The organism is Rubinisphaera margarita, assembly GCF_022267515.1.
In the GTDB taxonomy this organism is placed as follows: domain Bacteria; phylum Planctomycetota; class Planctomycetia; order Planctomycetales; family Planctomycetaceae; genus Rubinisphaera; species Rubinisphaera margarita.
Genome location: NZ_JAKFGB010000012.1, coordinates 501,581 through 525,460 on the forward strand (window position 1 = coordinate 501,581; position 23,880 = coordinate 525,460).

A 23,880-nucleotide genomic window follows, 5' to 3' on the forward strand; every position below is an offset into this window, starting at 1 on the left:
TACTCGCTGGTTGCCTGCATTCAGCGAGTCTTTGTTTTTTGTGAAGAATGAGAATGAGTCGTCGCGAGTACGATTACGATGTGATTGTTGTCGGAGCCGGACATGCCGGTACCGAGGCGGCTCTGGCTGCTGCGCGGATCGGAGCCCGTACGGCTCTGCTGACCATGAACTGCGATACCGTCGGCCAGATGAGCTGTAATCCCGCGATTGGTGGCGTGGCCAAAGGTCAGATTGTACGGGAGATCGATGCTCTTGGCGGCGAAATGGGCCGCGTGATCGACGAGACCGGAATCCAGTTCCGCATGCTCAACCGCTCCAAGGGTCCGGCGATGCACTCGCCCCGCGCCCAGGCCGACAAGAAGGCCTATCAGTTCTCGATGAAATGGCGAGTTGAGTCGCAGGAGAATCTGACGCTTCGCCAGGAAATGGTCGAGGACCTGCTGACTGAAGACGGCCGCATTACCGGAATTCGTGTTCGCGGTGGAGCCGAGTATCGTTGTCCGGCTCTCATTCTTACGACCGGAACCTTTCTGCAGGCGATCATGCACACTGGCGAGGCCAAGACTCAGGGAGGTCGTGCAGGAGAGGGAACAACCGGAACGATCTCTGATTCGCTCGCGCGTCTTGGCTTCGCGCTGGAACGATTCAAGACGGGAACACCTGCCCGACTGAATGGACGTACGATCGACTTCGATCAACTGGAGCGGCAGCCGGGCGATGAAGATCCGGAACCGTTTTCGTTCATGACCGAGCGCATCTCGCAACCACAGATGGACTGCTATCTCACCGAAACAACTCATGAGATTCATGAGTTGATTCGCGCCAACCTGCATCGCGCGCCGATGTATTCCGGGCAGATCAATTCGACCGGCCCGCGGTACTGCCCGTCGATCGAAGATAAAGTGGTCCGCTTCGCCGATAAGACTTCGCATCAGATTTTCCTGGAGCCCGAAGGTCGTCAGACGCACGAAGTCTACTGCAATGGAATCTCGACCTCCCTGCCCCGCGACGTGCAGGATCAGATGATCCGTTCGATTCCGGGCCTTGAGCGGGCAGAGATCATGCGGTACGGATACGCCGTCGAATACGATTTCGCACCACCGACGCAACTGCGTCCGACGCTCGAAACAAAGGCGGTTCCCGGGCTGTATTTCGCCGGACAACTGAATGGGACAACCGGTTACGAAGAAGCGGCTGGTCAGGGGTTGATCGCCGGTGTGAACGCCGCTCTGAAGGTGGCCGGGCGGCCGGAGTTTATACTCGATCGCAATCAGGCCTATCTGGGCGTGTTGATTGACGATCTCGTGACGAAGGGGGTCGACGAACCCTACCGGATGTTTACCTCACGAGCCGAGTATCGATTGATTCTCCGACAGGACAACGCCGATCGTCGGCTGACCCCGCTGGCACGGGCGCTCGGAACGGCTTCTGCGGAACGTCTGGAGCTGTTTGATCGCCGTGTCGCCGAGATCGATCGCGGTTTTGAGTTCATTCGCGGAAAGCGGCATCAGGGACAGACGCTTGAAGACTGGTTGCGTCGTCCGGAAGTGAACTGGGAGACGCTCTGCGAGATGGTGCCGGAGACATCTGCACTGGAGTTGTCTCGCGATGTCACGCGGCAGATCGAGATTGATGCCATGTACTCCGGTTACCTCCGCAAGCAGCAGAAGGAAATCGACCGGTACTCCAAGATCCATGCGGTGAAGATTCCCAACAGTTTCGATTACTCCGGGCTGACCCAGTTGCGAGTTGAAGCCCGCGAGAAGCTGAACCGGATTCGACCAGTCACCGTGGGACAGGCGGAGCGGATCAGCGGCATCACTCCTGCTGACCTGACCGTGCTGATGATGTACCTGGCGAAGCCCCGAGGTGAGAAGGCGGAATCCGCGACTTGAGAGAACTTTTGAGAGGACGGAACATGAAACGATGTCACTGGCTGAGCCTGTTTGTCGTCCTGCTGTCGGGGCTCATTTCCAGCCCGGTGTTCGCCGCTGAGCCGGAAGCTGACGAGTCCGGGCTCTATGAAATGAAGCAGGAACACGATCCGAATGGCATCGGTAAGTTCTACATGGGGCGTGAGATCGCCCGCGTGATGGGACATCAGGGGGCGCTCTGGCTGGAGCGGCCGGAACGCGAGGAAGAAGAGAATCTCTCTCTACTCGTCAAGTTGCTCGACCTGAAGCCGGGCATGGTGGTGGCGGATATCGGGGCGGGCAGCGGCGTGTTGACGCTTCGAATGGCTCCGCAGGTCGCTCCCGGTGGCAAAGTCGTTGCCGTGGACATTCAGCGGGAGATGCTCCTGCGTTTGCAGAATCGGATGGGAGAAGCCGAGATCACCAATGTTGATCTGCATCTGGGGGCTCCGAAAAGTCCGGAGCTGAAACCGGAATCGGTCGATCTGATTCTGATGGTCGATGTCTATCATGAGTTCGAATTTCCGCACGCGATGGTCGAGAACATGGCAGCCGCTTTGAAGCCGAATGGCCGCATCGCTTTGGTGGAATACCGACTGGAAGATCCGAAGGTTCCGATTAAGCTTGTTCATAAGATGACCGAAGAACAGGCCATTAAAGAAATGACGCGGCCCGAGTTTGGTCTGGAACACACGCGGACGATTGACGACTTGCCGCGACAGCATCTGTTGATTTTCACACGGAAGAAAACAACTGACGATGAATGATCCATCCGCCTCCGCCGGCAACCCCAAGTCCGGTGCCATGGGACTCTCACTGGCAATCCTGGCCGTTGTAGCCGCCGGGGCGTTCTTCGTCTGGTCGATGCAGCGTGGTGTCGGACCGCGGGTCGGAGGGCTGGCCGTTGGGGAAGAAGCTCCCGAGATTTCCGCTCAGGGCTGGGTGAACGGAAAGCCGCCTGAGGATCTGCGGGGCAAGGTCGTGGTTGTCGATGAGTGGGCCACGTGGTGCCTCCCCTGCCGGAAGGAAGCGCCTCATCTCGTGCAAACGTACAACGAGTTCAAGGATCGCGACGATGTGGTCTTTATTGGACTGACAAGCGAAAGCCCCGACTCGCTTCCTGCCATCGAGAAGTTCCTCGAAGAGACCGGCATTACCTGGCCCAACGGCTTCGGAGCCATGGAAACTCTCATGGCTTTCAAGGCGGAATACATTCCTCGCGCCTGGGTCATCAGTCGCGAAGGCCGGGTCGTCTGGAATTACGACTCCAGAGGAGAGATGTCCGATGCGATTCGGGCGGCACTGGAGTAGACCGCTGTCTGCTGTTGGTCCAACCCAACGCCTGACGCGTCAGCTAATCATTGCAGGCTCGAATTGCAGTCAGACGGATCACCGCTCGATGTCTATCCGGTCCCTCGCTCATTCTTCGGCGTGGGAAGAAATGGATCGATGCACTTGAGGCGGGTCTATGTCCAGCGGCCCGGTGAAAAGACAGCGAAGAAACGATCGGAATTGACGATGCCATGGTCGCGAACATAGTTCCGGGCTTCGTCCGTGCCTGTTCTTGCTGACTCGGTCTGTCCGAGCCGCGCGAGTCGGTCGTGACAGATCGCTTCGTACATCGCCAGTTTCACCTCACGAAAACCGGCCAGAGCCCGTTTGAGTCGGGAAATAATCTCTGTTCGCTCTGGCTTCTGTTGGAACGTCAGAAGGCCCGCTTCCAGGAGGTCAGCTTCGGCGGCGCAACATCGGCTGGCTTCTCGACGCAGCTTGCGAATATGTTTCTGTGCGTCCTCGTGGAGCCGGGCGGTCAACTCCTGTGAACCTTCACGACTCTGTTGAGTTGCTGCCAGCGTTCCGATCGCTGCCCCGGCTCGATGCAGACTGTACGCATGCCGGGACCAGTGATGCGATTGCAGCAAAGCGGACCGAAATGGCTTCTCGATCCGCACAGTGGTTTCCCAGCACAACCGATGTTCCTGCTGGTACCGCAACTCCCACAGGTGCCGCAGGTAGTAATTGAAATGGAGATTGTTGAATTCGTTGAAGTCGAGCAGTCGAGCGAGATCCTGCGTCCGGCGATCGGTCTGGCGGAAGTCGTCGCTGGCCATGTCACGGACGATTTCGGAAACGCCACGAATCATCAGGTCGTAGTAGGTCGTATCCCGTTTCGATTGAGTTTGCGGATCGATGCTCGTCAGTTGGTGAATTCGCACGACATTCCCGGAGAAGTTCGCTGAGAACAGCGCAAACATACGGCTCAGGTCAGCTTCCCACCAGGCTTCGGGGCAGTGTTCCAGATAGCTCGACATCGCATGTGTGCAACGTTCAATAGCTCGATCGAAATCGGAGGTCAGATAGTCGATCGCTCCTTCGCACATTTCAACGAACGTCTCGACATAGACGGCCCCCGAGTAATGGGGCGAGGTCCGAAGTTCCTGGAGAATCTGCCGGGAGCGGGCGATATCCGATGGCTTGCCCGTCGCGGCGACGAGACAGGCACCGTACGCCTGCAGTTGATGAGCTTCGACCAGATGCGGAGCCGCCTCGTTCTCCCGCTCGCCCACGTGCTGGAAATAGCAGCCGCGAATCGGATCAAGAATACTCAGGCTTTGCGCGGCCGCCCAGCACGTTTTCATTCTTTGCACGGCTACCTTCTCGGTGCGTCGGCGGAACAACCGGGCGACCGGCCTGATCTGTCGAGACTGCAGCAAACGCTCCTGCAGAATGCCGCGCACGACCTGACTCATCGTTCGCGGATACGAGAGGCTGACGTCGCTTAACAAAGATTCGAGCAGTCGATGTGCCTTGGCCAGCTTGCCGACCTGAAAGAGTCGCATCATTGCGAGTCGGTTGAGTTCGAACTGGCGATCAGAATCCGGAGCCAGACCTGCGGCGAGCTCGTAGTGCTCGGCCGCTTTTTCGCCCTGCCCGTCTCGTGCGTAGGCTTCCGCGACGCGTTCATGAGCCAGGGAACGCTCCTGCGGTTCGGCTGTTTCGGTGAGCTCGAGGATCCGCTGATACAACCGGGCCGCCTGATCGAAGGCGAGCCGGCCCGTCGCCGCTTCGGCGGCCTGTTGATAATGGTCTACGGCCTGCTCGCGAAGGCCGGCCGCTTCGTAATGGCGGCCGAGAGTCTGGGCATCGACGCGGGAGGTTTTAATCAGAGTCGCGGCCAGTGACTGGTGAATCTCTCGACGCCGCAATTCATCGACGATCGTCGAGACGGATTCCCGAATCCGGTCGTGGTAACATTCGACGTAGTCTTCTCCGGTGGACCCACTCGTGCGAACGAAGTTTTCATCCCGCAGGACATCCAGGTGCGATCGTCTGGTTCGAGCTGCTTCGACAGCTTCTGAAATCGGCAGCGGTTGACCGTTCAAGGCGATCAACTCGAGTAGCTGTCGGGAACAGGGCTCCAGGTTCTGAACCCGTGAGATAATTGCTTCGTCGAGTGTGTTAAAGTTATCGCCGGCGCACTGCTTGTGGCGAATTAATTCGCGTATGAAATACGGACTTCCTCCGGCTTCCCGGGCGATGCGTTCGGCTTCACTGATATTGCCCGAACCAGTTCCGAGAATTGACTGTGCCAGCGCTTCCGCGTCATCGGGTGTGAGTTCGCCGAGCGGAATTTGAACGCACTGTTGCTGGATGGTGGTCGAATCGGAACCCGCTGAAGGTCCGAAGATGACCTTCAGGCATTCGCTCCATTCCCGTTCGTCGCTACGGTACGTCGCGATCAGCATCAGGGGAGGAGCGTCTTTGCCAAAGAAAATGTCCTGCAGCAGACGGGCACTGTCGCGATCGCCCCATTGCAGGTCATCAATCGTCAACACGAGCTGATAGCGGTCCGCCAGTGACGCAAGCAGTTCCCGCAGGGCGTGGATGGCCCGACGTCGGGATTCCTGGAAATCGGACGGCATTCGATAACGTTTGACCTCCTCTTCGACCGCCTCGACCCGTTGAAGAACCGGAAAGAGACGAGCGAGATCGCCGGTGTGCCGCGGAAGAAGCATCGAGGCATCCGCTGGCTTCAGACGATTGAGATGACGGCTGATCGAATCGATGATGCCGTCGAACGCCTTGTGTGGAACTGATTCCCGCTCGTAGCAGCGGCTGCTGAGGACGAGTGGATTCTCGTGCCCGTTCGCGAAGCGGTGCAGAAACTCATCGACAAGTGCCGTCTTGCCGACGCCGGAGAGTCCGTGCACGAACGCGATCCCCGGCTGACCTCGATCGAGTCGCTGGGAGACGTCTTCCAGGACCTGAAGTTCGCCCTCACGTCCGATCAACAGTGGGCGAGCCGGCGATGAACTCCGAACAGTCGGTGTGAGATTCGAGGACTGGACCTTCAACTGGTCACGCATGCCGGCGATGTCCGGTCGCAGATCAGGATCACGCTGCAGCAGTTCGCCGCACAACCTGTTGAGTGCTCCGGAGACTGTCGGGAGGACATCGCTCGGCAGCGGCGGATCCATTCGCTGTTTCGCTTCGATCATCGCGAGTGCCGAGCCATCGAACGGGCGTCGTCCGGCCACGCATTCGAAGAGCATCGTCCCGACCGCGTACATGTCACTGGCTGGACTGAACTGTTCCTGGAACTGTTCGGGCGCCATGTAAGCAATGGTTCCGGCGATGCCGCATTCGATACTCTGCTGCCATTCCGGAAACGCAGTTTGAACCGTAGAGACAAGGCCGAGATCGAGAATGACGACCCGTCCTTCGCGGGTCACCAGAACGTTGGCGGGTTTTAGATCCCGATGGATGAAGCCGGCCGAGTGCAGGACTTCGAGACCATCGAGAAGTTGTCCAAAGTATTTGGCGATCAGCAGGTTCAGCCGCTCCTGAAAGGCACCGCCGCCTGGCTGCGGGAGGGCGCGCGTCATCGGCACACCGTCGATCAGTTCCATGGTGAAGAACCAGACATCCCGCTCGGCAATCAGTTCCTTGAGCCGCATGAGATTCGGATGATGCAGGCTCGCCAGTGTGCGGAACTCGCGTTTGAAGCGGTAAAGCGATCCCCCTTCCGGCACCGTAAGCACTTTGAGGGCACACTCCTCCTGATAGAGCTCGTCGAAGACTTTAAAGACCTGTCCGAAGCCACCCTGCCCCAGTTTCTGAAGGACACGAAAGCGTTCGGTGCCGGCGAACTCGGTCGTCTTGGTCTCAATCGGAGCAGACGGTGCGAGGCTGCTGGCTGTTGGGGCGATGGCGGTCTCCTGAACCCGGAAGACTTCGTCGACGACATGACTGAGATCGCGGAAACGATCCAGATACTCGGTGTGCCCCGGCACTTCTCCGTTCTTCTGCCGGAGTTCGACTTCCAGGGCGAGAAGTTCCCAGAGGACGGCCGAATGGTGGGCGACATCGATTTGCTGGAGATAGTCTTCGATTCGAGGTTTTCCGCCCTCCAACCAGCAATTCTCAAACTGATCGCACACGCGGTCGATCAGCTGGTTCAACTCCAGTAGGAGGATCGGGTTTTCGGATCGATTCGTCATGCCTGTGCACATAACAGAGAGAATCGGCGGGGTGACTGGACAGGCTGATTGTAGTGGACTTTCAGGGAACCATGCCATGTGACTGAGCGAGGAATGTCATGTTTCGGGGCCGCATCAGTTTCTGTGGAGTACCCTTTTGACCGTAGTTTTTCCCGGAATCGTGGACAGGTCTCCGGAAAGCCGATACGTTGCCAGTTCCCGAACCCATCAAGATCGACTGCTCTGTTTCTGTAAAGGAATCGCTGATGAGACTGTCAGGTGTCCCGGCTCGCATTCTCCTGCTGCTCTGCATCGCCCTGTTGTCTGGCTCTGTCCACGCGGCAGATCCTCCGACAATGACCCATGGACCGATGTTGGGTCATCCTTCGGGCGATTCCATGCAGGTTTGGGCTCGAACGTCGCAACCGACTTCGTTCTCCGTGCGTTATGGTCTCGATCCACTGAAGATGGATCAGTCGGTCGAAGCCTCGGAGACAGAATTGTCTGACGACAATACCGGGGTCGTGAAGCTGACCGGACTGCAGTCGGAAACCCGCTATTACTATCAGGTCTTTATTGAAGACTTCCCGCAGGGAGGCGTGAATTCGTTTCGCACGCTGCCATCGGCCGATTCGTCACGGCATCCGGAGCATAACCCGGATGGACTGTTCAACTTCAAGTTCGAGTTTGGCTCCTGTGCGAACCAGAATCCGCAGCACGGGATTGGACACTCGCTGCCGCTTTACAAAACGATGCTCCGTACCCTGGCCGACGATGTCGACTTCTCGATTATGAATGGCGACTGGCTCTATGAAGAGCTGCGGGACACGCCGGTTGATGTTTGGGCAACTGCTCAGCGTGTGAAGGACGAGGAGATCCCGAACGTGGTCGATATCATGCCGACGATTGTCGGCGTCTGGGAGAACTATCGGCTGTATCTGGAACGGGGCGAGCCGATGGCTCAGTGGTATCGCCAGGTGCCAGGCATGTTTACGTTCGATGACCACGAGCTGATCAATGATATCTGGGGCGCGGGTTCAGCAGGACGGCGGCATCGAAGGAGTGTGTTTCGGGATATCGGCACCGAGGCCTGGTACGACTATCTCGGCTGGGCGAACCCCAAAGAGTTCAATCATCCCATTCATTTCGGAACGGCTCGTTTTGAAGCGGGGAGCGATCGGCTGCACGATCCCAAGGCGGACTTCACAGCTCTGCCGCTCAATGAGATGTCGAACCTGCACGTCCACTGGGGAACCCCGACCGCGGGTGTGAATGACATCGAACTTGATAAAGACGAGGCAGGCGATCCCAATTCGCGGGTATACGACATCGTTAAGGTCCTCGACAGGCACACGCTGCAACTCTCGCACAAAGCAGCGGCTGACGGTCAGGCGGCTTATTCGATCGGACGTCGAAACTACGGCGACTTCAAGATTGCCAACTGCCACTTCTTCCTGCTCGATACCCGAAGTCATCGTGAAATGCACGATATCCGCGAACCGGCGAAAAAAGGGCTGACGATGCTGGGCCTGCCGCAACGGGAATGGCTGTTGCAAACGATGAAGGAAAGTGACGCCGAGTTTTTCTTCGTCGTTTCGAGCGTCCCTTTCACGATCCCTCACAGCGGAGCCGGTGGCATCGAGTTTGATGAGCAGAACAAGGAGGAAGCCTGGGTCGCGTTCCTCGACGAGCGGGAGATGCTGATCGACGAATGGGACACGCTCAACAAACCCGTTTTCGTGATGACGGGGGATCTGCACAACAGCTTTGCGATTCAGATCACCGATCAGGTCTGGGAGTTCTGCGTCGGTCCGCACAACTCGGTGAATCATGTGCCCGAACTCGATGAAGCCGACCGGCCCGCGACCGGACTGTTTCAGTCAGGGCCGCGGGAAATCGACATTCGCTGGTCCAGCTACGTGCTGGCCGACCTGCCACGGCTCGAACGTCTGTATCCATACTATTGCGTGATCCAGGTGAACAACGTCTTCAACATGCCGCAGAAACTCGGCGGCAAGCGGCTTGTGACTTACCCACATCCTCAAGTGATCTTTCAGTACTACGAAGGCCGAACCGGGAAGCTGGCGTACGCTGAGGCGATTACACTGCCTCGGAAGAAGAGTGCGAAGACAACCGACTGATGCGGAACTATGCGGTTGTCTCTCCCGGCCGAGCTTCGGCTGGGCCACCCATTGGTGGGGAGTGGCTAAATAGGCAAGATGCGTTCTGTGGATGTCCTTTTCAGGTTGTGACGGGTGAAACGCCGATTGTAGAGATAGCGCGCCGAAGATCGTCCTGTTGATGGGGATGCAGGCTTCGGCGGCGGTTATCCAGTCTGCAAGAGGCGAACAATGACCTCCCACCAAGAAGCCCACCTTCGCAATCCGGAATCCAAACCACTGCTCGTACAGAAGATCGGCCGCAGTCCCCTGCTCTGGGGGACCGTGGCCTGTGTGCTGTTCTATGTGGCCCTGCCTGTACTTCCGGTTCAGCAGGCTCTGCTGATTCGGTACTGCTGCAGCCATCCGCTGGAGTATGTGACGGTTGCGATGTTCTTTATTGGCATGGCGACGCTGGTGTTCCGGGCCCTCGATTTGAAGGCGGAATCACACGCTCTCTCAGAGTGCCGCGAACTACTGGCGGCCCGACGGACCATTCGCAATTCCGGTTCGATGCTCGCCGAGTCGATTCTGGATTCCCTCACAACCGTGAAAAAGGAGATCGTCAACTCGATCGCCGGACGTCGGTTGTGGGAAGCAGCGGCTTTGGTTCAGGAAACGGGATCCCACGAGCAGCTTGACTCCCAAATGCGGCATGCCGCGGAACTGGAACTCGACCGAGCTCAGCAGAAGCTCGGTCTTGTGAACACAATCAGCTGGGCGATTCCGATCGTCGGCTTTCTGGGGACTGTGATGGGGATCACGATTGCGATCGCCAACGTGACGCCGGATCAGCTCGATCAGTCTCTGGGCGAAGTGACCAGCGGGCTGGGCGTGGCCTTCGATACCACGGCTCTTTCCCTCACGCTGTCGCTTGTGATGGTCTTCAGCAGCTATCTGGTTCGGAGTCGGCAGGACGATTTACTGAATCGGGTCGAGGAAGACATCGACCGTCAGCTGGCGCGCCGCTTTCATTCGCTCGGTCCGGCGGGAGGATTCGCGGAGGATCAGACATCCGTCTCTCGACAGCTTGTGGAAGCCTCGCAGATGGTGGTCGAAGAAGCGACCGCGGCCTGGCGTTCGACCCTGTCCACGATGCAGGATCAGGTGCTTGCCTCGCTGCAGGATCAACAAAGCGAGTTTCTGCTGCAGATGACCGAGGGGATTACGTCCCATGTCGCCGCACAGCAGAGCGAATTGCAGGAGCAGCGTGTCCGAGATGTTGCTCATCATGAAGCCGTCCTGTTGCAGTTGCAGGCGACACTGGAAGGCTGGACCGAATCGATGAAGTCTGTCGGAAGCGGATTGCGTGATCAGGCAGCCGAGCAGCAGACACAGACGCTGCTGCTGGAAAAGGTCGTCGACAAACAACGTCAACTGGCACTGTTGCAGGAGAAGCTCGACGCTTCCCTGAATTCGCAGCAGATTGTGGAGACACTCGATCAGACGTTGATCAGTCTGACGGCTGCAATTCAGCTCCTCAATGGCCGGGTGCACTCGGCGACGCGGGCGGCGTAGCAGGCCTGCGGAGTAAAGGCGGTGTCCGTTCCAGAGTCTGGCTGAGTTTGAATCGATCGATCCATGTCACGTCGCCGTGGACAATCTGGTCTGGAAGTTTCTCTCTTCCCGTTTCTCGCAGTGCTCGTCTGCGCGATGGGAAGTCTGATTCTCCTGCTGCTGATCATTACGCGGAACGTGCATCCAAGCTTCCAGCGTCAGGAATCAGCTGAAGTGGAACCGTTGGAGGAGACTTCGCCAGTTCGATTCAGTGAATCGCTCCGCGAATCCCTTGAGACGAGCGTCTCCCCAATAGTGGCGCAAAGCGAGATCGGCTCTGCACGATTCCGGAAGCTCCAGGCGGCTCCGCTGCCTATGGAAAGCCTGGCCGGTGCACCCGAGTTCAATCCGCTGCTGCATGCGGCCCAGCCCGTTCGGGATCGCCTGGAGGCGAAACGTGAAGCCGAACGTCGGTTGACCGAAGAAAGGGCTCAGCTCGAACGCCACGGTGAGGAACTCGAAGCCGAATTGATACAGCTGGCTGGAGAGATCGAGCAGACAAAGAAGGCGATGTCGCAGCTTCAACAGCAGTTGAACCAGATGGAGTCGCAGGATCGAGGGCTCCAGGCAGACGTGGAGAAGAAAGCACTCGCTGTCGACACGCTGCAGGCCGAGATTCAGTTTCATCAACAGATGTTGAAGGCAGCCGAGCAGGAGAAGCAGGACCAGAAGAACAATCTGCAAATCGTGGCCTTTGACGGACAGACGGGCCAGAAGCGACAGCCGATCTTCGTGGAATGTCGTCGTGATACAATCACGCTTCATCCGGAAGGGATCGCCGTTCCGACCGGAAAGTTGAAAAACTACTCCCCGAGCGGAAATCCGATGGCGGAGGCTCTGCTCGCCTATGCTTCGAAACAGGTTGAACTGGGGAACAGGAACGAAGAGCCGTATATCCTGCTGGTCGTCAGCCCGGATGGAGTGGACGAGTTCTATGTGATGGGACAGCTATTGAGGGCCAATGGCATCGAGTTCGGGTATGAACTTGTCGGGAAAACGCAGGAGTTCTATTTTGGGAAGCCCGATGAACGTCTGGCGGCGACGTTCGCCGCAGCGTTCGAGAAATCGTGCCTGCAGCCGACTGTTGAACCGGAAGCGATTCCGTCTCAGATGGTGGGACGACCGGGGCGAACCGGATACGTGCCTCCGGATGTTGAAGTGCGCGATCGCAACGGGCAAGGCTTCCCGAGCGGTTCCGCGGCCCATGCTCAAGGGCGGCCACAAAATCCCGCAGCGGGCGGCTCGCAGCGTGGTTCAGGGGACGCATCGGATCCAGACTGGCCAGCCGGAATGCCCCCGTCCTCCAGCGTGGCGGGGGCGGAATCAGGCCAGCCGGCTCACTCGGGTGGACATCCTGCGATCGAGTTGCCGGAACCCGGGACATGGTCTGCGGCAGAGGGACAGAATGCGGAATCGTCGATGGCTCAGAGTCAGGCAAGCGGTCGTAAAAGCCAGGAGGATCCATTGGCGAAGTTGCTGAATCCGTTCGCGACAGGCCATAACGGTGGAGCCGGTTCCCCGCAGTCGGGAAGTGCCGGACGTTCTGGAGCCGCCCCGACGTTTACGACGATCGGTATTGAACAGCCGCTGGTGGTCAATGTCGATGCGACCGGATTCCAAGTCGGTTCAGGCCGACGGATCGAGATCCCCGATCGGCTTGATCAGGAACGGGTGCGACGCGAGATGTACGGCGCGATTGCCCAGGAGATGTCAAGTTGGGGAGCCGCTCCCGATGGAATGCACTGGAGCCCCGTGCTCGAGTATCGCGTGTTGCCAGGCGGAAACCTGATGGCGGTTTCACTGGAGCGGCTGACCGACCAGACCGGAGTTCATTCGACCACGCGTCCGATCTTCAGTGATCGTGTGAGCGGGCTCGATGAAGAAGCTCCTTTGAGATAAGGCGTCAGGCGACAATGGCAAGATCAAGACGAAACGCTGACACGCTCGAAGCAGGCTCCGATTCCTTCCTGGACATCGTCGCCAACATCGTCGGGATTCTGATCATTCTGATCGTGATCGCCGGTGTGAGAATGTCTCAGGCACCAACGATCCGCGAGTTGATTGTCGAATCGACTCCGGTGCCAGTGGAAGTGATTCTTCCCCCGTTGCCGGCTGCCTTGTCACATCGCTTCCGGCCGGAGCAAGCGACGACGGCCGCGTCGAGGCTGGAACAAATCGACGCTCCGGTCCTGGGCAGCACGGCTGTATTGAATCCGGTCTCGGTCGCAGGGACTCCGCCAATCGCAGATCTTTCGACCCTCGATCCATTGCGTCTGCGGAATCAGTCGAGGTCTCAGAGCAATCTGGCGCGGTCAGCGGAGCTCGCGAAACTGGCTGCGGAGCGGGATCGTTTGAAGACACTCATCGCAGCGAAGACGGCGGCATCGGCTGCGTACGATCAGCAGATGCACGATCTGAATCAGCGGGAGCAGCAGTTGGCTGTGCAGCGAGCCGCAATCGTGCAGCAGTTGACTCTGATGGAAAGCACGACGAAAACCAGGCGAACGATCGAGCATCAGGTGGTGCCGGTGAGTCGTGTCTCTACGGGGCAGGAATGGCACTTCGAACTGCGGGAAGGCAAGGTCGCCTACATTCCGTTGTCTGAACTGATTGATCAGGTGCGTGCGAAGGTTCAACAGCGGTTGGGGTGGATCGCCAAGTACGGTACTTACGAGAGTGTCATCGGGCCGACCGCCGGCTTCAGTATGCGATTTATCGCTGACCGGGAATCCAAATCGCTGGTCGATGAGATCACGACCAACGGCCAGGTTCGGATCGTGCTCCAGCAGTGGGAACTGGTGCCAGTTGGTGATGCGACCCGGGAAACACTGAAGGAAGCAAGTCGCGAAAACTCACTCTTTCAGATGGAATTGCAGCGAATTTCCCGGGCCGACACCATCACCTTCTGGGTGTACCCCGACAGTTTCGAACTCTACCAGGAACTGAGCCGACAGGCTCAGGCTCGCGGCTATCACGTCGCAGCCCGCCCGTTGCCACAGGGGAAGCTGATTACCGGAAGCCCGCAGGGTTCCAAGTCGCTGAGTCAGTAAGGTTCTACTGCTCTTTCGTGGTTTCCGGCAGCGGTTCGAACAGCCGACCGTGGAGTTCCTGGAGTTCTCCCGCCGGAATCTTGATCACCTTGCGGTCGTAGGTGATGAGACCGTTGATCTCCCCTTCGACATCGGTCGTTTGCGTGTAGACACCACCCGCAATGCCGCGCCGCCGGAAGTCGTTCAGCATTTCGAGCGACTGTAGATATCGTTGACGGTATTCTTCCCGGTTCTGTGGAAGACCGCCGTAGCCCCAGTTCTGGTTGTTCGGATCCCAGAGATGTCCTTCGACCGGATAGCCATGTCCACCAAACTCTCCGATCACTTTAATAAAGGGATCGAAGCGACCGTTCTGGAAGTGGAAATCGGGATGTGGGTAATTGTGATCGTCCACGATATCGCCGATCGGCCAGAAGTTGCCGCCGCTGGCAATGTTGACATGACGGGAGGGATCGCGCTCGACGGTCCACTGCCCCACTTCCATCGTCTGATGCTGTCCCCAACGCTCGTTAAAAGGCGTCCAGACTACGATTGACGGGTGATTCTCAAGATTGTCGATCATCCGCTCGAACTCTTCCATGAACTGCTCGTGATCGGCTTTCGCCCATTCGGCATCTTCAGGATTTGGTTCGAGGCGAGTCCACTTGGGTTGTTCTCCGCCGCTGACCTGGTCCTGCCAGACCAGCATGCCCAGTCGATCACAGTGATAGTAGTATCGCCGTGGTTCGACTTTGATGTGCTTGCGAATCATGTTGAAGCCAGCCGCTTGCAGATACTCGATGTCGAAGAGCATCGCTTCATCCGAGGGCGGCGTCAGCAGTCCGTCGGGCCACCAGCCCTGATCGAGCGTGCCCCAGTGGAAGATGAACTCGCCATTCAGCGTGAATCGCCAGTGGCCGGCGGCATCTTTCTTCTTGCCCACGCTGCGGATACCGGCATACGATTCGACACGGTCAACCGGAGTGCCGTCCCCATTAAGAATCGCAATCTCCAGCTGATAGAGATGAGGGCTGGAAGGCGACCACAGCCGGGGGGAATCGAGTTTGAATTCGACCGTGTTGGAACGACTCTCCTTTTTTTCGACGGGTTTATCCCCGTCGTGCACGGTCACCTGTAATTGCTCACCCTGGTGGAGGGGACGTGAGAGATCGGCCTTTACGCGGATTGTTCCGGAAGCCACATCGGTGTCGATCTTCAGGTCTTGCACATGAAGTTTCGGCACGGCTTCGAGCCAGACGGTCTGCCAGATCCCGGAGACACGGGTGTACCAGATGCCCCGGGAACTCAGAACCTGTTTGCCTCGCAGTTGAGCCGCTTCGGTATCGTCTTTAACCCGGACCAGTAGCGTATTGTTCCCTTGTCTCACAGCCGAGCTGATATCAAAACTGAAGGGATCGTTGCCGCCCTTGTGAGAGCCGACCAGGTTGTCGTTCACCCAGACGTCACACTCGTAGTCGACCGCTTCAAAGTTGAGGAGCAGACTCTGCGAGTCGATCCTTTCCGACCATTCGAACGTGCGGTGATACCAGAGGGCCTCTTCAGGATCGAGCAACCGCTGGACACCGGAAAGACGAGATTCGAGGGCATACGGAACGAGGATTTTTCCGTCCCATTCCCCGGGCACGTCCTGCTGCTTTTCATCGGTAATCGCGTAATCCCAGTGGCCGTTGAGATTGGTCCAGTTGTTTCGCGCCAACTGCGGTCGCGGGTATTCTGTCCAGGCGTTGTCCGCCGTGACTTCGCTTCCCCACTTCGTAATCAGCTCGGTCAACTTCGGCCGGGTAATCTTCTCCGGCTCTGGAAGTGTGGGAACGTGATTAGCGTCGATGACATGGACATCGATGAACTGTCCGCCCCCCGTCTGATGACAATGAACGGCCAGCAGGTTCGTCCCCTGCTTTAACGCCTCCGCCGCTTTATCCTTGAGCGGAATGACCTTGTATTCGGTCACATATCCTTTCACCTGAGCGACACGTTGACCGTTCAGAAAGACTTCGGCGTTCTCGTCGTGATGGATCAGGAGGGCCGGCGAATCCGGAATCTTCTCGAGTTCAATCTCGCGTCGCAGCCAGATGTCGGGCGAGTTCCACTCCGTTCCAATGCGTGCCCCTGGTGTGTCTGGCGTGCCGAAGCCACCCGGACCGACGGCCCAGCCACGATCGTTGAAGTCGGGCTGCATCCACCGGCGTGGAGGGGGCTGATTGAAGTTGTACTTCCAGTGCGGATCGGCGATGGTCGCCTTCTCGTCAGCCGCGAACGACGACTTGGGAAAAACGCTGCAGATCAGAAGCGTAAGCACAACGAGTGCGAGAACGGGGCGAACGACCATCCGAGGTGTCTCCGGATCTTTGCGAGTAGACATAGTAAGCTCCGGCCTAACGCCGGGAGCTTACTATGATCGTCGTCATATCAACAAACTGCAATGAACATGGGCGGCACCGTCTTGAGAATCATTGTCAGGCGGCCTGGTCTCTCAATGGCCGCTGCTTTGCGTTTCAACCGTAACAGCGAAGATGAGTGGTGCTGTATGATCGCTCCCCTTCACCAGTTCGATCTTCTCGATCATGGCCCGACGTTTCGGCGTGATCTCGATATACCGGACCTGTCCCCGTCCCACCTTAAAGGCGAGTCTGGACTTTGGCACCTCGAACAGTCCGTTGTAGTCGGCGATGTGGAGGCCGTTGATCAGTTCATGATCCTCGGTGGCTCCGTCCTTATAATGCAGTCGGACGGTCATGGAATGACCCTGCTCTCCCGGTGAGCGGGATGCCCAGCCTCCGATTCCGCCGAGGAGGTGAATCGCCTCAGCCGTGGTCTGACACGGAAGTGAAACCGATTTCGGCAGCTGCGGAGCAAACGGACCGACCGGGCCATGCAGCATGACCACATTGTTTCGAGAGCCCTCTCGAGGATCGACCAGCTGGAACGGAATCTGATTGAACTCTTTTGGCGACCAGTCACCGAAGTCGATTGTCTCGGCGGCGTTGTCACGGTTATAGAACATTCCTTGCGTGCTGAGCGTTGTTGCCACTTTGTCGAGTGTCAGCGGAACATACTTGCCGGGCGTTGTCAGATAAGTCAACAGGTCCACAAAGCCATCGTCGTCGATCGACTTTTCGAGTCCTTCGGGCATCAGCGATTTCGTCGAAGCTCGCAGCTGCTCGATGTCTTCGCGGAGGATTGAGTGCCGCTTTCCTTCAACGTCGACAATCTCGAGCGACGTCTGAGACTCAGCGGCCAGCAGACCGTTCAAAACGAGACCGTCAGCCGTGACCACCGTATACATGCGGAAGTTGGACTCGACGCTGCGGTTTGGATCGAGAATGTGTGTGAGCAGTTCCGCTTTCGGGTGAATGACCAGGCCGCTGAGATCGGGGCCGACGTTCTTGCCTTCTCCCTGGAAGGAATGGCAGATCGCGCAATTCTTCCGATAGATCTCACGTCCAAGTTCATGATCGCCCTGTTTCTCGGTCAGAGGCAGCTTCGTCTTTACGAGTTCCATGCGATCGCTCTGAATCGACTGTCCGGCTGACATGAAGACGGCCTCAGCTCGTTCACGAATCCGGCGGTTCGGATGCTCCGATAAGGCCTGTCGCTGCAGCACAGAGAGGTCCGTGGCCTGCAATATTCCCTCTTCGATCGCGGCGAGCAGCCGATTCGTGGTTGGGGCGCGGGCGAGCATTGCTCGGAGGATGGCGGATCGCTGTGACGGCGTGACTGTTTCCAACTTGGCGAGCATCAGGTCGCCGAGACCGGAGTTCTCGACCGTGCCCAGTTTCTGAATCAGCCCTTCGGACAGTTCCTGAGGCTCGAACGGAGAGATGACGTCGAGCATCCGCTGCAGAGATTGGTCGTTGCTTGCGTCGAAGGCGAGAACTCGGTCGGCCGCCTGAAGGCGGGCCGGCACCGGGAGTCGATCGTTCTCCAGTGCTTTCAGGCTGTTCTTCACCAGATCGGCGACTCGGGCATCGAGAACGTTGCTGCCCCAGCGGCGGGCCAGTTGAATGACCGCGAACTGATGCTGGGAATCAACATGATCGAACAGAGCCGAAAGCTTTCTGGACTCGTCGGGAGTCAACTCCAGCGTGTAGTCCTTTGGCCAGCCTGACACGAGCCCTTGAATGCTGGTGGCCGCCAGTTGAGGATTCGATTTGCTGAGCGCGGCGAGGAGCGGAGCGACCTGCGATTGTTCCGGCCGACTGCGGGCGAAGTGCTCGGCGACGGTCGCCAGCACCTGGGCCGCGGCTTCCGAATCTTTCCAGGTCTCCAGAGCGGCGTCGAGAAAGTTGTCTGAATGCATCGCGGCCGCACTGGTGAGTGCATCCTTCAGCCAGCGGTCCTGCAGAATACTCGTGTCGGCGCAGAGTCGGGCGAGAACTGGACCCGCTTGGGCGGTCGGGTTATCGGAAAGTGCGAGGAGAGCTGCCAGCCGAACCTGGGGTTCGGGATCACGAAGACAGGAAGAAGCCAGAATCGCGGCTGAGCCTTCGGACGAGACCGGCAGAACCCGAAGAGCATTGAGCCGGACACCAGCCGATGGATGAGACAAGGCCTTCTGCACTGCCGCGAGAACCTTAGAGTCGTCCGTATTGATCAACTCAAGTCCCGACAGGACGTGCAGGGCATGAATCGCTGCTGCGTTGAGTCCGATGGCGTCCGTTGATTCGTCTTCAAGCAGGCGGATGAGTTCGGGCGTGGCATCTGTGGCATTTCGCTCAATGAGTAACCGCTGCGCCTGCAGACGGACCAGCATTGTGGGATCGGTCAGGCCGGCGACGAGGTCCGCGATTGTGCTTCGGCTGCTCAACACGGTCGGCTTCGTCTCATCGGCTGCGACCCGATAGATGCGACCGAACTTCTTGTCGCGAAGATCAGTGAGATAAGCGTTTCCCGGTCCGGTTTCGAAGCCGTGCGGCGTGGGGTTGTGCTGGACAATGTAGTTGTACCAGTCGAGGACCCAGACGTTTCCATCCGGACCGACCTCGGCGAGGATAGGCGCGGTCCATTCATCGTCGCTGGCAAGAAGGTTGCCTGGATTATGCGAAGTGAAGCCGGCTCCATTGGGTTCCAGAACGAACGCCCCGACCAGATGGCCGGTGGGACCACAGACGAACGCCGTGCGATTCCACCACTGTTGAGGGTAAGCTCGGGCGGTGTAGATTGCATGCCCTGCTCCGGCGGTGTAACCGCCGTGATGGTCGACCTGCCGCACCTTGTCGGTGATTGGCCGGAACATGTGCGTATCGGAGATCATTTCGAGCGTTCGTGGAGCCCAGCCGAGAACGCGTTCGTAGTAACGATTGGCGATCGGCATGAATACGCTCGGATTGCGATTGGCGGTCGAACCGAAAATAAGTCCTTCCTCAGTAATGCCCAGCCCCCACGTGTTGTTGTTCGTCGAGCGCACGAACTCCAGCTGTTCGACGCGGGGAGGATCGGTTTGAGAGAGTTTGAATCGGAAGAAGCCCATTCGGAATGATTGCTGTTTCTCTCCGTTAATAACCGGGGCGGAGTTGTTGTAACCCTGCATCGCCCAAATCCAGTTGTCGAGACCGTAGCGAAAATTGCTCACGCCGCCGTGCGTGTCGCCCATCTCCCAGCCGGAGATCAGCACGAGTTTCTGATCGGCCTTGTCGTCTCCACTTGTGTCTTTGAGAAAGAGCGTTTCCCGGCCCGACTGGACCACGGCTCCACCCCGATGGAAGGTGATCGCCGTGGGAATGTTCAATCCGTCGGCGAAAAGCGTGAACTTGTCGGCCCGGCCATCGCCATCACTGTCTTCGCAGATACGGATATGATCGCGGCCCTGGTTGTTCGGCGCCAGATCATGAGGGTAGTCGACCGTTTCGCAAACCCAGAGTCGGCCCCGTTCGTCCCAGTTCATCGCGATCGGTTTTCCGCCCAGGTCTGTCTCATCGACGAACAGTTCCGGCTTGAGACCGACCGGCGTCGAAAGATGTTGCTGCGACTTGTCGGTCGGCAGCGGCTTTTGCATGAGTCGCTGGGTTTCCCCGCTTCCGGCCCGGTAGTCAGGAATCTTCGGGCCAACATCAACGTAGTCAAACTCAGGAGCCTCTTCGGAAATCTCAGTCATCTTCGGGAGAGTGAACGGTTCGCGTTCTTCGGCGCTCCGGTAGCTTCCCGCAACGGCCGGGTCGCCGCCGCAGGACCAGCGGATGCCGCGCTCCACCAGATTCTGAAACCCGGGGTGAGTCCACGTGCGTTGATCATGTCCCCAGGCGGTGTAGAACACGCGGCCTTCCCCATGTTTTCGGACCCAGGTCCAGGGTTCCCGCTCGTTCCCTTCGGCCTGCGGCTCGCCTGTGCGGTATTCGAGAACGGTCCGACCTTCCTCGTGATGGCGATGATGAACATAGCTCTCGTCCCAACTGGCGAACGGAGTAAAACCCGCGAGGATGGAATGCTTGGAATCGGCCAGACTGGTGCGAATCGTCCCCGCTCCATGGTGCTTGAATTGCGCCCCGATCAGATTCACGATTCGATCGTCGTTGCGGAAACAGTAGGTCGCGCAATGCAGCGGGATGAAACCATGGCCTGAAGCGACGTAATCGAGCAACGCATTGGCCTGATCTTTGCCGATCGAGTCGATGTTGGCGTAGAGGAGGAGACCGTCGTATTGATCGAGAATCTCCGCCTGGAGCATGTTCGGATCATCTCCATACTCGAGAACGATTCCACGCTCTTTGAAGACGTCGGCCACATCGTTGTAACGAGCACGTGGCTGATGATGGCCACTGTCGCCCAGAAAGAGAATCTTGAGCGACTCGGCCTCGGCTTCGCGGAAGTCCGCGAGCGAGAGCAGCAGTGCCGGAAGTACGACGAGGCGAATGAGTCGGTTCATTGGAACTCACAATGAAAGAGTATGAGAACGGTGTGCTCGGCCGGGGACGAACACTGCGATGCCAAGAAGATGCGGGCGCGAACGGCCCTGTTCGTCCGCCCTTACGGACGACGAAGCTCGCTGGACCGCCTGCGAACGACGACCAGATTACGTTGAAGCCAGTATGATCAGCGATGTCCCGCGATCACTCGAGTGTGAAGTCCGGCAGTAAGACCTTCTCTCCTCCCTTGACCGCTGACTCATGAGCGCAGAGTCCGACGCATGTCCAGTTGGCACTTGTCACGGCATTGGGACGAGGGTCGCGATCCTCCCGAAGCGCGGAGAGGAACTCGTGAACCATGTGTGGGTGCGAACCTCCATGTCCGCCCCCCTGCACAAAGGAAAGATGACCGGCGTCGTGAATCTCGGCCGGCTGAGTAAAGCGTCGAATCGGTTCCGGAAGCAGATGGGCGAAGTCGGGGACTTCGATCTTGCTCGGGATCTCGTTCTCCGGTTTCTTGGCTGTGTGAAGTACGTGTGGTTCGTTCTCGATGAGCGTCCACTCAAAACTCTTCTTCGTGCCGTAAACATCGAAGCTCTCCCGATACTGCCGGGCGACGTCGTACAGGAAACGCCAGATATGGGCGACGACATCGCTATTCTGCAGCTTGATGTGACAGCTCTCGACCGCGAATCGGTTGCCCGACTTCTCGGCGATATCGTCGCGAACGGCACCCGAACCGAAACAGCTGACATACTCGGCTCGTGAGTCCATCAGACCAAGACACGGGCTGACGACGTGCGTGGCGTAATGCATCGGGATCATTTTCTCCCAATAACTCGGCCAGCCGTCCATGTCCTGAGGATGTGAGGCTGCCAGATGCTGGATCTTGCCAAGTTCCCCTTTCTCATACAGATCTTTAATGAACAGGAACTCGCGGCTGTAGACCACGGTCTCGGCCATCATGTATTTCAGACCGGTCTGTTTGACTTTCTCGACGACCTGCCGGCACTCGTCGATGGTGGTCGCCATCGGGACGGTGCACATCACATGTTTGCCGGCATCAAGGGCGGCCAGCGACATCCACGCGTGATCGGCAATCGGGCTGTTGATATGCACGAAGTCTACATTGGGGTCAGCGAGGACCTCTTCGTAACTTGTGTATCGCTTTTCGATTTCGAACTGGTCGCCGACCTTGTTGAGTTCCTCGACATTGCGACGGCAGATGGCGTACGGGTTAGCATCGGGGTGAGCGCGGTAGATCGAAAGGAACTCGGTACCGAATCCGAGTCCGATGACCGCAACATTGAACGGCTTCGACATGGAGGTGTCCTTCGCTGATATTCAAACTGAGAGCCGTCCGCAAACGGCGTGATGACAAGAGGTGTTCTTTGAAGTTGAGCCTATTTTGACTTTGCATAAGCCAGTGTCTATGAGATATTACGCAAAACTCTTGAGATAAATTACATGGGCGTCGGAGTCGACATGGCGGAGAGTCGCAGCGTTGCACTATTGATCGAGTCGTCGAACGCCTATGCGCGGGGGTTACTCTCGGGGGTCATCGCCTACATCCGGCAGTTCGCGGACTGGTCGATTTATCTGCCGGAACAGGAGCGGGGGGCGACGCCGCCGCGCTGGCTGGCCAACTGGAAAGGAGACGGGCTGCTCGCGCGCATCGAGACCGATGAGATCGCCCGAGCCGTGAAACGGACGAAGCGGCCGGTCGTCGACCTCAGTGCGGCCCGATATCTGAAGGACATCCCATGGGTGGAAACAGACGACCGCTCCATCGCCCGGCTGGCCGTTGATCACTTCCTGACGCGTGGCTTTCAACATCTCGCCTATTGCGGAGATCCCGGTTTTCAGTGGTCGGTTCTACGCTGTGAGGAATTTGTCCGAGGCATCGAACAGGCGGGCCAGGCGTGTCACGTGCATCAGTCAATCCCGCGGTATGATGGCCGATACTCGTGGAATCGGGAGAAGCGACGCCTCGCGCGGTGGGTGCAACAGCTGCCGAAGCCCGTGGCCATCTTCGCCTGCTACGACATCAAGGCTCAGCAGCTGCTCGATGTCTGCCATGAACTCGACATCGTGGTGCCCGAACAGGTTGCAGTGCTCGGCGTGGATAATGATGCCCTGCTGTGCGAACTCTGTAATCCGCCGTTGTCGAGCATTATTCCGAACGCTCATCAGGCGGGTTTTCAGGCTGCGGCCCTGCTCGATCGCATCATGAGTGGCGACCTCGTGCCGAATGATGCTTTGCTGATAGAACCCCTCGGCGTGCAGACCCGACAGTCGACCGATCTGCTGGCGATTGATGATCCCGATGTGGCGCGAGCGTTTCGATTTATCCGGGAGTCGGCCACTCAGAACATCCGTGTGCGGGATGTCCTGGAGAAAGTGCCGCTCTCACGCCGGGCTCTCGAGCATCGCTTTCTAAAATATCTCGGCCGGACGCCCCATCAGGAGATTCAGCGGCAACGGGTGATCAAAGTGAAGGAGCTCCTGGGGCAGACAACGATGACGCTCTCCCAGATCGCGATTCAGACTGGATACGAACATCCTGAGTATCTCTCGGTCGCTTTCAAACGAGAGACGGGTGAAACGCCACGCGCCTTCCGCCGCCGCGTGGGGAACTCGATTCGGTGGCCCGAGGATCCTTAGTGAGGTTCTGGCGTGGATGGCCCTTTCTAAAGGTGGTGCAGCCGGTTTTGACCGAGGAAGCAGGATTTTCGGAGCGAAAAGCACCGATAGATTTCTTACGACGTCTGTTGATTCCGCCGGTCCAGTCGAGCGGGAACAGAGGGGGCAGTTGCGGAAGTCGGGGTTGACTCGTTGGTTAGGTCAGGATATCGTTAAATATCCCCACTTGCCGATGC

12 protein-coding genes are annotated in these 23,880 nt (G+C 58.1%); 8 read left to right on the plus strand and 4 right to left on the minus strand.

Annotated elements, in window-relative coordinates; all coding sequences use genetic code 11:
- Positions 1–53 precede the first annotated feature (53 nt).
- Genes mnmG through L1A08_RS10515 form a run of 3 tightly spaced genes read left to right on the plus strand, consistent with a single transcriptional unit; the run spans position 54 to position 3,224 of the window.
- Positions 54–1,895 (plus strand): tRNA uridine-5-carboxymethylaminomethyl(34) synthesis enzyme MnmG, encoded by a 1,842-nt coding sequence (gene mnmG, locus L1A08_RS10505; protein WP_238756347.1) that lies wholly within the window; start codon positions 54–56, stop codon positions 1,893–1,895.
- A 23-nt stretch (positions 1,896–1,918) separates the two neighbouring features.
- The gene (locus L1A08_RS10510; protein WP_238756348.1) at positions 1,919–2,680 is read left to right on the plus strand and encodes a class I SAM-dependent methyltransferase; all 762 of its coding nucleotides are present in this window, start codon (positions 1,919–1,921) and stop codon (positions 2,678–2,680) included.
- Positions 2,673–3,224, plus strand: a complete 552-nt coding sequence (locus tag L1A08_RS10515; protein WP_238756349.1) for a TlpA family protein disulfide reductase — start codon at positions 2,673–2,675, stop codon at positions 3,222–3,224. The genes L1A08_RS10510 and L1A08_RS10515 overlap by 8 nt, the downstream gene beginning before the upstream one ends.
- Before the next feature lie 155 nt (positions 3,225–3,379).
- On the opposite strand, the gene L1A08_RS10520 is transcribed toward L1A08_RS10515, so the two are convergent.
- Entirely contained in the window at positions 3,380–7,414 is a 4,035-nt protein-coding gene (locus L1A08_RS10520) for a serine/threonine-protein kinase (RefSeq protein ID WP_238756350.1), read from the minus strand.
- Between the two features lie 245 nt (positions 7,415–7,659).
- On the opposite strand from L1A08_RS10520, the gene L1A08_RS10525 reads away from it, so the two are divergent.
- The 4 genes from L1A08_RS10525 (at position 7,660) to L1A08_RS10540 (ending at position 14,159) form a co-directional block, all read left to right on the plus strand.
- Entirely contained in the window at positions 7,660–9,534 is a 1,875-nt protein-coding gene (locus L1A08_RS10525; RefSeq protein ID WP_238756351.1) for an alkaline phosphatase D family protein, read from the plus strand.
- A 210-nt stretch (positions 9,535–9,744) separates the two neighbouring features.
- Complete coding sequence (locus L1A08_RS10530; RefSeq protein ID WP_238756352.1) at positions 9,745–11,070, plus strand: MotA/TolQ/ExbB proton channel family protein; 1,326 nt, start codon at positions 9,745–9,747, stop codon at positions 11,068–11,070.
- A gap of 63 nt (positions 11,071–11,133) precedes the next feature.
- Positions 11,134–13,008, plus strand: a complete 1,875-nt coding sequence (locus tag L1A08_RS10535; RefSeq protein ID WP_238756353.1) for a hypothetical protein — start codon at positions 11,134–11,136, stop codon at positions 13,006–13,008.
- A 14-nt stretch (positions 13,009–13,022) separates the two neighbouring features.
- Complete coding sequence (locus tag L1A08_RS10540) at positions 13,023–14,159, plus strand: hypothetical protein (protein ID WP_238756354.1); 1,137 nt, start codon at positions 13,023–13,025, stop codon at positions 14,157–14,159.
- Between the two features lie 4 nt (positions 14,160–14,163).
- On the opposite strand, the gene L1A08_RS10545 is transcribed toward L1A08_RS10540, so the two are convergent.
- The 3 genes from L1A08_RS10545 to L1A08_RS10555 form a co-directional block, all read right to left on the minus strand.
- Positions 14,164–16,521 carry a glycoside hydrolase family 2 protein gene (locus tag L1A08_RS10545; protein ID WP_238756355.1) on the minus strand — a complete coding sequence of 786 codons (2,358 nt, stop codon included), beginning with the start codon at positions 16,519–16,521 and terminating at the stop codon, positions 14,164–14,166.
- Positions 16,522–16,632: 111 nt separating this feature from the next.
- Positions 16,633–21,021: a PVC-type heme-binding CxxCH protein gene (locus tag L1A08_RS10550; protein ID WP_238756356.1), complete on the minus strand. Its 4,389-nt coding sequence runs from the start codon at positions 21,019–21,021 to the stop codon at positions 16,633–16,635.
- 184 nt (positions 21,022–21,205) lie between these two features.
- Positions 21,206–22,324: a Gfo/Idh/MocA family protein gene (locus L1A08_RS10555; protein ID WP_238756357.1), complete on the minus strand. Its 1,119-nt coding sequence runs from the start codon at positions 22,322–22,324 to the stop codon at positions 21,206–21,208.
- Between the two features lie 162 nt (positions 22,325–22,486).
- Here L1A08_RS10555 and L1A08_RS10560 point away from each other — a divergent pair, with 162 nt between their 5' ends.
- The gene (locus L1A08_RS10560; protein ID WP_238756358.1) at positions 22,487–23,665 is read left to right on the plus strand and encodes an AraC family transcriptional regulator; all 1,179 of its coding nucleotides are present in this window, start codon (positions 22,487–22,489) and stop codon (positions 23,663–23,665) included.
- The last annotated feature ends 215 nt before the right edge of the window (positions 23,666–23,880 follow it).

Bases quoted from the DNA above. Each gene is read 5' to 3' on its own strand.
- mnmG (WP_238756347.1), top strand. From the start codon at position 54: ATGAGTCGTCGCGAGTACGATTACGATGTGATTGTTGTCGGAGCCGGA.
- L1A08_RS10510 (WP_238756348.1), top strand. From the start codon at position 1,919: ATGAAACGATGTCACTGGCTGAGCCTGTTTGTCGTCCTGCTGTCGGGG.
- L1A08_RS10515 (WP_238756349.1), top strand. From the start codon at position 2,673: ATGAATGATCCATCCGCCTCCGCCGGCAACCCCAAGTCCGGTGCCATG.
- L1A08_RS10520 (WP_238756350.1), bottom strand. From the start codon at position 7,414: ATGACGAATCGATCCGAAAACCCGATCCTCCTACTGGAGTTGAACCAG.
- L1A08_RS10525 (WP_238756351.1), top strand. From the start codon at position 7,660: ATGAGACTGTCAGGTGTCCCGGCTCGCATTCTCCTGCTGCTCTGCATC.
- L1A08_RS10530 (WP_238756352.1), top strand. From the start codon at position 9,745: ATGACCTCCCACCAAGAAGCCCACCTTCGCAATCCGGAATCCAAACCA.
- L1A08_RS10535 (WP_238756353.1), top strand. From the start codon at position 11,134: ATGTCACGTCGCCGTGGACAATCTGGTCTGGAAGTTTCTCTCTTCCCG.
- L1A08_RS10540 (WP_238756354.1), top strand. From the start codon at position 13,023: ATGGCAAGATCAAGACGAAACGCTGACACGCTCGAAGCAGGCTCCGAT.
- L1A08_RS10545 (WP_238756355.1), bottom strand. From the start codon at position 16,521: ATGTCTACTCGCAAAGATCCGGAGACACCTCGGATGGTCGTTCGCCCC.
- L1A08_RS10550 (WP_238756356.1), bottom strand. From the start codon at position 21,021: ATGAACCGACTCATTCGCCTCGTCGTACTTCCGGCACTGCTGCTCTCG.
- L1A08_RS10555 (WP_238756357.1), bottom strand. From the start codon at position 22,324: ATGTCGAAGCCGTTCAATGTTGCGGTCATCGGACTCGGATTCGGTACC.
- L1A08_RS10560 (WP_238756358.1), top strand. From the start codon at position 22,487: ATGGCGGAGAGTCGCAGCGTTGCACTATTGATCGAGTCGTCGAACGCC.